The organism is Accumulibacter sp., assembly GCF_029255125.1.
GTDB lineage: Bacteria > Pseudomonadota > Gammaproteobacteria > Burkholderiales > Rhodocyclaceae > Accumulibacter.
Window position 1 is genome coordinate 1 of the sequence record NZ_JAPUVR010000083.1, and the last position, 12,209, is coordinate 12,209.

The 12,209-nt window shown below is 65.4% G+C and carries 10 protein-coding genes and 1 pseudogene; 3 read left to right on the forward strand and 8 right to left on the reverse strand.

Annotated elements, in window-relative coordinates:
• Nucleotides 1–12: 12 nt before the first annotated feature.
• A complete protein-coding gene (locus Q1L59_RS05250; protein ID WP_366145627.1) occupies nucleotides 13–1,707 on the forward strand; it encodes a potassium transporter Kup in 1,695 nt (564 codons plus the stop codon).
• Nucleotides 1,708–1,822: 115 nt separating this feature from the next.
• Here Q1L59_RS05250 and hypE read toward each other — a convergent pair whose 3' ends face one another.
• Nucleotides 1,823–2,872: a hydrogenase expression/formation protein HypE gene (gene hypE, locus Q1L59_RS05255; RefSeq protein ID WP_300329070.1), complete on the reverse strand. Its 1,050-nt coding sequence runs from the start codon at nucleotides 2,870–2,872 to the stop codon at nucleotides 1,823–1,825.
• Nucleotides 2,869–4,050, reverse strand: a complete 1,182-nt coding sequence (gene hypD, locus Q1L59_RS05260) for a hydrogenase formation protein HypD (RefSeq protein WP_300329073.1) — start codon at nucleotides 4,048–4,050, stop codon at nucleotides 2,869–2,871. The genes hypE and hypD overlap by 4 nt, the downstream gene beginning before the upstream one ends.
• A gap of 331 nt (nucleotides 4,051–4,381) precedes the next feature.
• Between hypD and Q1L59_RS05265 the strand changes: the two genes are divergently transcribed.
• The gene (locus Q1L59_RS05265) at nucleotides 4,382–6,103 is read left to right on the forward strand and encodes a methyl-accepting chemotaxis protein (protein ID WP_300329076.1); all 1,722 of its coding nucleotides are present in this window, start codon (nucleotides 4,382–4,384) and stop codon (nucleotides 6,101–6,103) included.
• Between the two features lie 88 nt (nucleotides 6,104–6,191).
• On the opposite strand, the gene Q1L59_RS05270 is transcribed toward Q1L59_RS05265, so the two are convergent.
• The 3 genes and pseudogenes from Q1L59_RS05270 to Q1L59_RS05280 form a co-directional block, all read right to left on the reverse strand.
• Nucleotides 6,192–6,473 (reverse strand): hypothetical protein, encoded by a 282-nt coding sequence (locus Q1L59_RS05270; protein WP_300329079.1) that lies wholly within the window; start codon nucleotides 6,471–6,473, stop codon nucleotides 6,192–6,194.
• Nucleotide 6,474: 1 nt separating this feature from the next.
• On the reverse strand, nucleotides 6,475–8,346 hold the full coding sequence (locus Q1L59_RS05275; protein WP_300329082.1) for a ferrous iron transporter B: 1,872 nt from the start codon (nucleotides 8,344–8,346) through the stop codon (nucleotides 6,475–6,477).
• A gap of 140 nt (nucleotides 8,347–8,486) precedes the next feature.
• Nucleotides 8,487–8,741 (reverse strand): annotated as a pseudogene (locus Q1L59_RS05280) (FeoA family protein); the annotation flags it as partial.
• A gap of 328 nt (nucleotides 8,742–9,069) precedes the next feature.
• On the opposite strand from Q1L59_RS05280, the gene Q1L59_RS05285 reads away from it, so the two are divergent.
• On the forward strand, nucleotides 9,070–9,546 hold the full coding sequence (locus Q1L59_RS05285) for a PhaM family polyhydroxyalkanoate granule multifunctional regulatory protein (protein WP_300329084.1): 477 nt from the start codon (nucleotides 9,070–9,072) through the stop codon (nucleotides 9,544–9,546).
• A 51-nt stretch (nucleotides 9,547–9,597) separates the two neighbouring features.
• Here the strand turns inward: Q1L59_RS05285 and Q1L59_RS05290 are convergent, their stop codons facing one another.
• From Q1L59_RS05290 to Q1L59_RS05300, 3 genes are read right to left on the reverse strand one after another with little or no spacing between them, the layout of a single operon-like run.
• Nucleotides 9,598–10,764 (reverse strand): CaiB/BaiF CoA-transferase family protein, encoded by a 1,167-nt coding sequence (locus Q1L59_RS05290; RefSeq protein ID WP_300329135.1) that lies wholly within the window; start codon nucleotides 10,762–10,764, stop codon nucleotides 9,598–9,600.
• Entirely contained in the window at nucleotides 10,761–11,297 is a 537-nt protein-coding gene (locus Q1L59_RS05295; protein ID WP_300329087.1) for a hypothetical protein, read from the reverse strand. The genes Q1L59_RS05290 and Q1L59_RS05295 overlap by 4 nt, the downstream gene beginning before the upstream one ends.
• Nucleotides 11,297–12,139, reverse strand: coding sequence for an ABC transporter ATP-binding protein (locus tag Q1L59_RS05300; RefSeq protein ID WP_300329090.1), 843 nt, complete (start codon nucleotides 12,137–12,139; stop codon nucleotides 11,297–11,299). The genes Q1L59_RS05295 and Q1L59_RS05300 overlap by 1 nt, the downstream gene beginning before the upstream one ends.
• Nucleotides 12,140–12,209: the final 70 nt, after the last annotated feature.

The following is a 12,209-nucleotide window of genomic DNA, read 5'->3' on the forward strand; positions in this document are numbered from 1 at the left end:
GTTTTCTGGTCGCTGATGATCGTCGTCAGCCTGAAGTACGTTGTCTTCATCCTGCGTGCCGACAACAAGGGCGAGGGCGGCATCATGGCCCTGATGGCACTCGCCCTGCATCCGCTCCAGGAAGATTCGTGGCTACGCCGCTTCATCATCGTCATCGGCTTGTCTGGGGCTGCTCTGTTCTACGGTGATGGCATCATCACGCCGGCGATTTCGGTGCTGTCGGCGGTCGAGGGGCTGGAAGTACTCACCCCGACCTTCAAGCCTTACATCCTGCCGATTTCGCTGGTCATCCTCGTCGGGCTGTTCCTGGTTCAGCGACGGGGAACCGCCACCGTTGGCCGCCTATTCGGGCCGATCATGATGCTCTGGTTTATCGTGCTCGGCCTCCTCGGCATCGCCAGCATCGTGCACAATACGCAAGTCTTGCAGGCGCTCAATCCGCTCCATGGTCTGCGGTTCTTCGAGAACAATCCCATCCTCGGCTTCTTCGCCCTGGGCGCCTGCGTGCTGGCATTGACCGGTGCCGAAGCACTGTATGCCGACATGGGGCATTTCGGCCGGCGTCCGATCCGTCTGGCATGGTTCGGGCTGGCCATGCCGGCGTTGGTGCTCAACTATTTTGGCCAAGGCGCCCTGCTGCTGCAGGACCCGGCCGCCATCGAGAATCCTTTCTACCGTCTGGCCCCCGATTGGTTCGTGCTGCCGATGGTCGGCCTCGCCACGATGGCGACGGTCATCGCCTCGCAGGCGGTAATCTCCGGCGCTTTCTCGATCACGCAACAGGCGATCCAGCTCGGTTTCGCGCCACGTATGGAGATCAGCCACACATCTGACCAGGAGAAGGGGCAGATCTACCTGCCGAGTATCAACTGGACCTTGCTGCTGGCCGTGATCGCGCTGGTCGCTGGTTTCCAGAGCTCGTCCAACCTCGCCGCCGCCTACGGCATTGCGGTAACCGGTACGATGTTCATTACCGATATCCTGGCCTTCATCGTCGCCCGCCATGTCTGGGGCTGGCCGGTGTGGAAGGCCTTCGTCGGAGCCTTGCCCTTTGCGCTGATCGACCTCGGGTTCTTCTCCGCCAACACGATCAAGATCGCCGATGGCGGCTGGTTCCCGTTGATCTTCGGCCTGATGGTCTACCTCGTCCTGTCGACCTGGAGACGCGGTCGCGACCTCCTCAAGACGCGTTTGATGGCCGACGCGATGGGTATCGATGGCTTTGTCGATGCCATCGATGACAGCATTACCCGCGTGCCAGGCACGGCGGTATTCCTGACGGCCAAACCCACCATCGTCCCCCAGGCCATGCTGCACAGCATGAAGCATTACAAGGCGCTCCACGAACGCAATGTCATCGTGTCGGTCAGCGTTGACGACGTGCCGCACGTGGAACACTCGAAGCGTATCGCGGTGCAGCCAATGAAGAACCATTTCTGGCAGGTGAGACTCCACTATGGATTCATGGAACGCCCGAATATTCCCCAGGCGCTCGAATGGTGTGCGGAAAACGGCCTCGATTTGAATCCGATGGACACATCTTTCTTTCTCGGCAGGGAGACACTGATCCCCCGCATCAGTTCGGAAATGAGCTTCTGGCGTGAGAAGGTCTTTGTCGCAATGTTCCGGAATGCGGGGAGTGCCGCACAATTCTTCGCACTACCACCCAATCGGGTCGTGGAGTTGGGAACGCAGGTGGTCTTGTAGCCAAGGAAGCCATCCGTGGCATGCGGCTGGCCTGCTTCGATGACGAGTCACGTTACCGAGCGATTGCTAGGGGTCGCGAAATGCTTCTCTGAGCGCTGGCACCGTTCGCCGCCGCTCAGCAGATGCGCGGCAATTGCTCGCCGGTCAGCCAGTCGACGATGCGCCGGCCGCCGAGCGTCGTCGTCATCTGGACGAAATGCTGCGCGTCGGCGTGCACGCTGCCGATCAGCGCGGCACGGCGGCCGAGCGGATGCGCGTGCATCGTAGCGAGCAGGCCGTCGGCGTCTTCGGCCGCAACGATCGCCAGGATTTTGCCTTCATTGGCGACGTAGAGCGGGTCGAGGCCGAGGAACTCGCAGGCGGCGGTCACTTCGGGCAGGATCGGCAGCGCGCTTTCCTGCAGCATCATGCCGACGCCCGACTGGCGAGCGATTTCGTTGAGCGTCGTGGCGACGCCGCCGCGCGTCGGATCGCGCAGCACGCGGATCGCTGCACCGCTGGCGCGCATGCTGGCGATCAGACCGTGCAGGGCGGCGGTATCCGAACGAATCGCGGCGCTGAAGCCGATGCTCTCGCGCTGCGCGAGTACCGCCATTCCGTGTTCGCCAATCGTTCCGGAAACGATGATGCGGTCGCCGACGCGCGCCCGGTCGCCGGAATAATCGGCCCCGTCGGCAACGACGCCGATGCCGGTCGTCGTGATATAGATGCCGTCGGCCTTGCCCTGCTCGACGACCTTGGTATCGCCGGTGACCACCGGAACGCCGGCGGCGCTGGCTGCCTCCGCCATCGAATCGACGATGCGCGCCAGATCGGCGAGCGGAAAACCTTCCTCCAGGATGAAGCCGGCGGCCAGATACAGCGGCGTTGCGCCGAGCACGGCGACGTCGTTGATCGTTCCGTGCACGGCCAGGCAGCCGATGTCGCCGCCGGGAAAGAAGAGCGGCGCGACGACATGGCCGTCGGTCGATACGACCAGCCGGCCAGGTGGAATCGGCACGACGGCAGCGTCGTTGCCTTGCCCGAGGTAGGCATTGCCCAGGCGGCGGGCAAACAGTTCCTCGATCAGTTGTGCCATCGCGCGTCCGCCGCTGCCGTGCGTCAGGTCGACGCGCCCGTGCTTCAGGTCGAGCGGTCGGACATATCCCTTGCGCACGCTGCTCACCGGTTGACGGCTGACTCACGCGGTTGCGAAAGCGACTGCCCGCTCAGGCGGCCGTACGAATAATGCGCGGCGCAGGCGCCTTCGGCCGACACCATGCACGAGCCGATCGGGTTCTCCGGCGTGCACACGCTGCCGAAGATGCGGCATTCGGCCGGTCGCTTGACGCCGCGCAGGATGGCTCCGCACTCGCAGGCAGGATGGTCGGGGACGGCCTGGTAGTCGATCGAGAAACGGCGTTCGGCATCGAATTCGGCGAAGTTGGAGCGGATGCGCAAGGCGCTGTAAGGCAGTTCGCCGAGGCCGCGCCAGGCGAACGAGCGGCGCAACTCGAAGACCTCGGCGACGACTTGCTGCGCCTTCAGGTTGCCCTCGCGCGTAACGGCACGCCGGAACTGGTTCTCGACGCACGCTCGACCGGCGTTCACCTGCTCGATCAGCATCAGGATTGCCTGCAGCACGTCGAGCGGTTCAAAGCCGGCAATGACTACCGGCTTGCGGTATTCCTCGGCGAAGAACTCGTAGGGTCGCGTACCGATGATCGTCGACACGTGCGCCGGGCCGACGAAGCCATCGAGCGGCACGCTGCCCCATTGGCGGACTTCCGGCGATTCGAGGATGCTGGCGATCGCCGATGGCGTCAGGACATGACAGCAGAGGACCGAAAAATTGCGCAGGCCGAGCGCCTGTGCCTGCTTGATGACGACCGCTGTCGGCGGCGTCGTCGTCTCGAAGCCAATGGCGAAAAAGACGACCTGGCGTGCCGGCTGCTGTTGCGCCACGGTCAGCGCATCGGCGCACGAATAGACCATGCGAATTTCGCCGCCCGTGCTGCCCGGCCGGCCGAGCGTGGCTTTCGCCCGGAGCAGCGACTGACCGTGCGATGCGGGGACGCGCAGCGGATCGCCGTAGCTGCAAAGGATGACGCCGGCCTCGAGCGCCAGGCGAATCGCCATGTCGATGCGCCCGATCGGCAGCACGCACACCGGGCAACCGGGGCCGTGGATCATGCGCACACCCGGTGGCAGCAGATCGCTCACGCCGTAGCGCGCGATGGCGTGCGTATGGCCGCCGCAGAACTCCATGAAACGATATTCGCGCCGCGCGCGCGCCGCACGCTCGATCGCCGCCGCCAGTCCGCGTGCCAGTTCGCCGTCACGAAATTCGTCGATGTATTTCACTGTGCATCCGTTGTTGATCCTGCCGCTCGGCCAGCCGGCCGAGCGCGCCCAGCCGCCGCCTGCCGGGACTTGGCTGATCGCAGCCCGTCGTTTTGGCCGCGTCGCTGCGTGGTCAAGGATAGCTCATTCTGTGCACGGCGTGCGCAGCAGGTGGCGCGCTCGATCCCCAGACGTCGGAACACGCCTCGGTTCGACAAGCCGCTGGCGATACAGATATACTCCATACCACCGCGGTTGGCGCGGGCGGCGCGCCGAATCGAGCGAGGAGCTTACGCAGACGGCGGCAGCGGGCAAGCGGGCGGTCAGTTCTGCTACCGACGAGGAGCCAAAAGTGAACAGATTGTCGAGCCAACTGAGGATCGGCGAAAAGATCGGGCTGGGCTTTGCCGTCGTCTGCCTGTTGTTCTTCGCTGTCGTCGGGTACTACCATCACACGCTGCGCTCGGTGACCGGCGACTACAAGCACCTGCTCGCCGTTTTTGAAACCAGAAAGTCGCTGGCCCTGGCCATCGAGATCGAAATGGCCGCCGTGCGCGACGCGGAAAAGGCTTTTCTGATCGCGCACAAGGCGCAATTTGCTCAGGAAGTCGACGAGCATCTGCAGGTGCTCTTCGACAAGCTGGCACTGCTCGCCGCGGTCGACGAGGATTCGCGGCAAACGGTCGACCAGTTGCGTCCCCTGCTGACCGGCTATCGTGACAGCTTCCATGCGGTTGCCGAGGCTTGGCGCAGCATGGGGCTTGACGAGAACTCGGGTGTCCAGGGGGCCTTCCGCAGCAAGATCCATCGCCTGCACGAACTCGCGGGGCGCTACAGCGTCGATCGCCTGTACGCCGGTCTGTTGCAGCTTCGCCGGCACGAGAAGGACCTGGCACTGCGACGCGATCTGCGGTACGCCGAGCAGGTGCGTCGCCAGGTGGGCGAATTGGTGCAGATGGTCAAGGGCTCCGAACTCCCCGCTGCCGTGAAAGCGCAGTTGCTCAACGACCTGCGGCAGTACGCGCAGAGCTTCGAACCCTTCGCGCGCGAGCTCCTCGCCGGCGGCAATGCCAATGGTGGCATGGGCCGCTTCCGCGACGCTGCGCACCGGATCGAAGCGGTGCTGAAAGCCAATCATGTGCCGCACCTGGAAAACAGCATCCTGCAGTTGCGCCGGCGCGAAAAGGATTTCCTGCTGCGCGGCGATGAAAGTTATCCGCCGATGGTCGCCGAAATCGCGCGCGGGATTCGCGCCCAGATTGCTGCTTCGGCGATTGCCGACGCCGACAAGGCGCTGCTCTCCGGTCTCCTGAACGACTACCAGAGCAGCTTCTTCGTCCTCGTCGCACAGCGCGCGCGGATCGCCGAGCTGACGCGCGCCATGGACGCTGCGGCTCAACGCGTGGCACCGCTGTTGACCAGCAACTCGGCGCAAGCGAACCAGATGATGAGCCAGCGTATCGAGGAAACGTCGCTGGCAGCGCAGACGAGCGCGCGGCTGGCGGTCGGTGCGATGCTTGCTGCGACGATTCTCGGCGCCTTGTTCGCCGTGCTCATCACGCGGCGGATCGTACGCCCGCTGCGCGAGATGGCGGGTCTGCTCGACAACCTTGCCTATGGCGCGCCGACCCCGCGCGTCGCCGCCGTGCCGGGCGGGCGCGACGAGGTGAATGCGATGGCCTTGTCGTTGAACGCGCTGATCGGGCATCGGGCGAACTTCCTTGCCTGGTGGAAATCCTCGCTGCAGGAAATGAACGCAGAGCGCACGCTGCAGGCCGCCAGCTCGCGCGACGAGCGCGAGCAAGCGATCGCGGAACTGCGCGCAGTTGGCATGGCGCGCGTCGAGCAACTCAATGCCATGCGCGGCCGCCTGCTGGCCGAGGTGGACGACATCATTGCGACCACCCAGCGTGTGCAGTCGAATCATTCCGGAACGACGTTCGACGACGCGAAACGGATCGAGCATGCCGCGCGCGAGATCGCCACTCTCCTGGTAATCGTCGGCGGCGATCTGAGCGTGCCGGCGAACGACGCCGGCAGCTCATCCGCCACGGCGCCGCCAGCGCTCGTCTAGTCTTGGCCTGGTCTCGCGCCAGGTGCCGTCAGCGCCGCGCAGAGCAGCGCAGTTCTGCTGCTCGCCCGCTTCCCGGCTGCCGCACGCGCTAGCCGGACTTGCCGTCCATCTTTCTGAACGCGACGGTATGCACTGCCGTGGCCGGCCCTTTTTCAGCGCATCCCGGGCAAGCGCTGCAGGTGTGGCACGCCGTGTGGCCGCTCGGGCCGGCCTGCACTCGCGGGGCGGCTCCGAGCAGGCCGGCACGCTGCGCCAGCCGGGAGAATCTTTGCGCCAGTGCGGCGCGCCAGCCAGCCGGCAGCAGCCGCCAGCCGGCGTAGGCGGTAGCGCAGACGACGGCGCCGTAGGCGATCAGTTCGTCAGCAGGCATTTCACCCTCCGGTGACGAGCAGCGCGACTCGGTAGGTGACGAAGGCGGCGGCGTAGGCCAGGGCAAACAGGTAGCCGGCCATCAGCAACGGGTAGCGCCAGGAGTTGGTTTCGCGCCTGACCACCGCCAGCGTCGACAGGCATTGCGGCGAGTAGACGTACCACGCGAGCAGCGCGTAGGCGGTGGCCAGCGACCAGTCGGCGGCGAGCATCGGCGCCAGTTGCTCGCTCACGTCGTTGCCGGCGGCGGAAAGGGCATAGACCGTGCCGAGTGCGCCGACGGCGACTTCGCGCGCGGCCATGCCGGGAACCAGCGCGATCGAGATCTGCCAGTTGAAACCGATGGGTGCAAAGACGACTTCGAGTGCTCGGCCAAGCATGCCGGCGTAGCTGTACTGAATTGCCGGACCGCTGGCGTCGGCCGGTGGCGCCGGGAAAGACGAGAGGAACCAGAGGATGACCATCAACGCAAGAATGATGCTGCCGACGCGCGTGACGAAGATGCGGGCGCGTTCGAGCAGGCCGATCATCAGGTTGCGCGCGTGTGGCCAGCGATACGCCGGCAGTTCGAGGAGCAGCGGATGCTGCGCGCCGCGGCTGAGGGTGAGCTTGAGTACGCCGGCCACTGCCAGGGCGCTCACGACGCCGACGACATAGAGGAAGAAGAGCACCAGACCCTGCAGATTGAACACGCCGGCAACCGTGGTATCCGGGATGAAGGCGCCGATGATCAGCGCGTAGACCGGCAAGCGCGCCGAACAGGTCATCAGCGGCGCGATCATGATCGTCGCCAGGCGGTCGCGCCAGTTGGCTACCGTTCGCGCGGCCAGAATGCCGGGAATCGCGCAGGCAAAGCTCGACAGCAAGGGGATGAACGAGCGACCGGAGAGGCCGACCTTGCCCATCAGGCGATCGAGCAGGAAAGCCGCGCGCGGCAGGTAGCCGGAGTCTTCGAGCGCGAGAATGAAGAAGAAGAGGATCAGGATCTGCGGCAGGAAGATCAGCACGCTGCCAACGCCGGCGACGACGCCGTCGACCAGCAGGCTGCGCAGGATCCCGTCCGGCAGACGTTCGCCAAGCAAGCTGCCGAGCGCGCCGACCGCCGCCTTGATCCACTCCATCGGCAGGCTGGCCCAACTGAACACCGCCTGGAACATCAGGAACAGCGTCGCCGCCAGGATGAGCATTCCCCACACCGGGTGCAGGACGACGCGATCGATGCGCTCGTCGACCCGCGTATCGAGCGCCGGTTCGCGCACGCTTGCGGCAAGAATGCGGCGCACCTCGCGCTGCGTCGCGCTGACCTCGGCAATGTCCGGCGACGGCCAGCCAGTTGCCGGCGGTCGTTCGGCCGGCAAGGCAGCTTCAAGTCGGGCAATCAGCGCGCTCGCGCCGCCGCGCTGGACGGCGACGGTCTCGACCACCGGCATGCCCAATTCGCGCTGCAACGCCGGCAGGTCGATTTCGATGCCGCGTTTCTTCGCCAGATCGGTCATGTTGAGGGCCAGCACCATCGGCAGGCCGAGACGCCTGACTTCGAGAACCAGCCGCAGGTTGAGCTTGAGGTTGGTCGCGTCGCTGACGCAGACGATGAGGTCGGGACGCTCCTCGCCGGCCAGCGTTCCGAGCACCACCTCGCGCGTGATCTGTTCATCGGCGCTCGCCGCGTTCAGGCTGTAGGCGCCGGGCAGATCGAGAACACGAAAGTGTTTGCCGGACGGTGTGGTGAACTGACCTTCCTTGCGATCGACGGTGACCCCCGGGTAGTTGGCTACTTTCTGCCGGCTGCCGGTGAGCAGATTGAACAGCGCCGTCTTGCCGCAGTTGGGGTTGCCCAGCAGGGCCAGGCGCAGGGCGAGCGTCGCGCTGCTCATGCTCTGCGCTCCCTGGCGGGGACGGCGCAGCGGCGGCCAGTGGCTGACGGGTTCACGTTCGCCGGGCTCGGCGCGGCAGCGGCGATCGCGGCGCGCATGCGCTCCGGCTGGCGCGCGTCGATGTCGCTGGTCAGCGGTGCGACCAGCACCTGTTCGGCTTCGCAGCGGCGCAAGGCGAACATTGTGTTGCCGACGCGCACGGCGATTGGATCACCGTCCGGGTGCGCGCGCGCGACGACCCGCACCCGCTCACCGTCGATGAAGCCGATTTCGACCAAGCGTAAGGCCAGCTCGCGGTCGGCCGCGCTACCACTGTCGGTGGTTGGTGCGCGACTGACTTTCCCTTCCTGACCGATGCGCAGGTCGAACAGGCTGAGCGAATCGTTTGCCGTCATTTGATCTCGTCCTCGCTACTCATGGCACTCGGCCGCGGCAAGACTTGTGCGACGCGGCAGACTCTGAGTATACATGAGAATGATTATCATTGCCAAGATGAATCGGACGAGATTCTCTTGCCAACGAGCCCCCTGTCCTGGCGCTCGCGCGCATCGGCGATTGATCATGGCCCGCCGTCGGTCGCCGCCGGGCCATGGTTCTGGCGCCGTTCTGCTGCCAGCGGCGCACTGTGGGTTGGCGCGCGAAAGCGACACGAGCGCCGGAACTTTGTTAAGATTGACCGGCGACTGAGCGTTTCCCCCTCGACCACTCTAGCGGAGTACAAGCATGTCGAATCACGATTCCATTACCGACCCCCTTGGTTTTGCCAGGAGAATGTGGGGGAACATGGGGCTGTCCCTGCCGGGCATGGTCACCCCGACCTTCAACGTTGAAGAGATCGAACAGAAGATCAAGGACCTCAAAGCGGTCGAAAACTGGCTCAAGATGAATCTGTCGATGCTGCAGATGACGATTCAGGGCCTTGAAATGCAGTGCGTGACGCTCAATGCGGTGCGCGCGATGGGCAAGATGGCGAGCAGCTATGGCGCTGGCGCCGGCGCCGGCGGCGCTTCGGGGAACGAGGTCGTTCCCGCCGCGAACAGTGGCAACGATGCGCTGAAGCAGGCCGCCTTGTGGCCTTTGACGATGTTGCAGCAGATGCAGGAACAGATGCAGCAGGTTGCCAATGCGGCCGCCGAGGCGAAGAAAGCGGGCGAGGCGACGAAGACGGACGATCCATCAAAGCCGGCGGCGAAGTCCTAGCGCATCCCGGACAGCGGCTTGCGGTGGGCACGGCCCTGTTTCCGGGCGCGCTCAGAGCACGCCGCTTGCCTGCAGACGGTCGATTTCTGCGCGACTGAAACCCGCTGCGGAGAGAATCTCGGCGCTGTGCTCGCCGGGCGTTGGCGCCGCGCGTTCGACTGAAAAAACCCAGCCAGAGAGCTTTACGGGCGGAGCGTATTGGCGTACCCCGTCGGCCTGCACGGTCATTCCGCGGGCGACGAAATGCGGATGCGCGAGCGCTTCGTTGACGCTGAGGACGGGCGTGACACAGCAATCGACGCCGGCAAACAGTTCCTGCCAGTACGCCTGGTCGCGACTGGCGAAGAGCGCCGCGAGTTCGTGCCGCAAGGTGGCTGCCTGCGCGCCGCGTGCGCCGTGCAGCGGCAGCCATTCAGGTCGCCCGAGGGTGGCGCAGAAGACGGCCCAGAACTTTTCTTCGAGCGGCGCGACGGCCATGTAGCGCCCGTCGGCAGTGGCATAGACGGCGTAGCCGGCGTCGCCGCCGCTGAGCAGATCGCCGCCGCGCGGCGGCAATTCGCCGGAACTCTGCAGATGAAAGAACGGGAAGAGGTTGTGCGCCAGGACAGCCTCGCTCATCGCCACATCGACCAGGCGTCCCTGGCCGCTGCGTTGCGCGTCGAAAAGCGCCGCCAGCATTCCCATCACGGCGCTCATTGCGCCGCCCAGCAGGTCGCCGATCTGCAGATTGGGAATCGCCGGCCGGCCCCCATCGACGCCGATCTGTTCGAGCACGCCTGACAGCCCGATATAGTTCAGGTCGTGCCCGGCGGCGCTGGCGAGCGGCCCGTCCTGACCGTAACCGGTGATCGCGCAATAGACGATCTTGCGATTGACCGCAGCAAGCTGCCGATAGCCGATCCCCAGGCGCTCGCTGACGCCGGGGCGGAAGCTCTCGACGACGATGTCGGCGCCAGCCGCCAGACGGAGCAGGACCTCGCGCCCTTGCGGCTGTTTCAGGTCCAGGCGCAAGCCGCGCTTGTTGCGATTGACACAGCGATAGAAAACGCTGATCCCATCCGGGCCGTCGCCCAGGATGCGCGCATAGTCGCCGGCCGCGTGGTCCTCGATCTTGATCACATCGGCGCCCAGGTCGGCGAGGTGCAGCGTGGCGACCGGGCCGGGCAGCAGGCGAGTCAGGTCGAGGACGCGCACGCCGTTCAACGGTGCGCCGATCATTCTTTCGCCGTACAGCGCGTGAGCCATTCAGCATCCATCTCGACGATTCCTCCACGGGTCAATGTCTGATCGAGAAACTGCCCGCGAAAAAGCCAGCCGGCAGTTCCATGCTGGTGCGACCATGGCGTCTCCCACGCATCGACAGTGACGGACGCGCGCGTCACTTCGATTTCAGCAAGCTGCGCATTGTCTGCGCGGCACGGCAAGGAACGCGCCAGCAGCGCTCGCTCGGCTGGTGTGTAGGTCGACGGTGGGCGCTCGAGGCGCGGGCAGCGTGCCGGTGTGCGGCGCTCGCTGCGAATTGCCGTGAGCGACCCGCGCAGCCAGTATACCGGTGTGGTGAGCAGCCAGCCGCTGCCGCCTTCACGAAACTCGACGCAATCGCCAACCTGCAGCACCGGCTTGATCGGCGCTTCGGCAGGCGCATCGGCCGCTGCCACCCAGCGCCCGCTCGCGGTCAGGAATACGGCGATCAGGCACGCGTGCAGCCAGGCCGGCCGCTGCGCGCGCCGCCGGGCTTTTCCGGCGAGCATCACGACAGCCAGCGTTTCCGGCGACGGTAGTGCTTGACGTCGCGAAAGCTCTTGCGGCCGCCCGAGGACAGGCCGAGGTAGAACTCCTTGACATCTTCGTTGCTCGCCAGGTCGCTGGCCGAGCCTTCCATGACGACGCGGCCATTTTCCAGGATGTAGCCAAAGTCGGCGTAGCGCAGCGCCATGCTGGTGTTTTGTTCGGCGAGGAGGAAGGTTACGCCCTCCTTCTGGTTGAGGTCACGGACGATGGCGAAGACCTCGTCGACGATCTGCGGGGCGAGACCCATCGACGGTTCGTCGAGCAAGACCATGCGCGGGTTGGCCATCAGCGCCCGGCCGATCGCACACATCTGCTGCTCGCCGCCTGAGGTGTAGGCGGCCTGACTGCTGCGTCGCGTCTTCAGGCGGGGAAAATACGCGTAGACCTTCTCCAGCGTTTCGTTCACCGCTGCCTTGCCGTCGCGCCGGGTATAGGCGCCGGTGAGCAGGTTTTCCTCGACGCTCAGGTGGCCGAAGCAATGCCGTCCTTCCATCACCTGAATGACGCCGCGCTTGACCAGTTCGGCCGGCGTCAGTGCTTCGATGCGCTCGCCGCGCAGGTCGATCGTTCCTTTTGTCACTGCGCCACGCTCGCCGTGCAGGAGATTGCTCACGGCGCGCAAGGTCGTCGTCTTGCCGGCGCCGTTGCCGCCGAGCAGCGCGACAATGCCGCCTTCGGGAACGCCGAACGAGACGCCTTTGAGGACCAGGATGACGTGGTTGTAGATCACCTCGATGCTATTGACGCGCAGCAGCAGCTTGGGCGTAGCCGGTGTGCTGAGCAGGGTGTCGGCAGTGTTCATGGCGTTTCTTGGCGGGTCGTCGTGGTGCCCGGCCCTCCGCTGTGGGGGAGAGCCGGGCGCGGACTCGCAG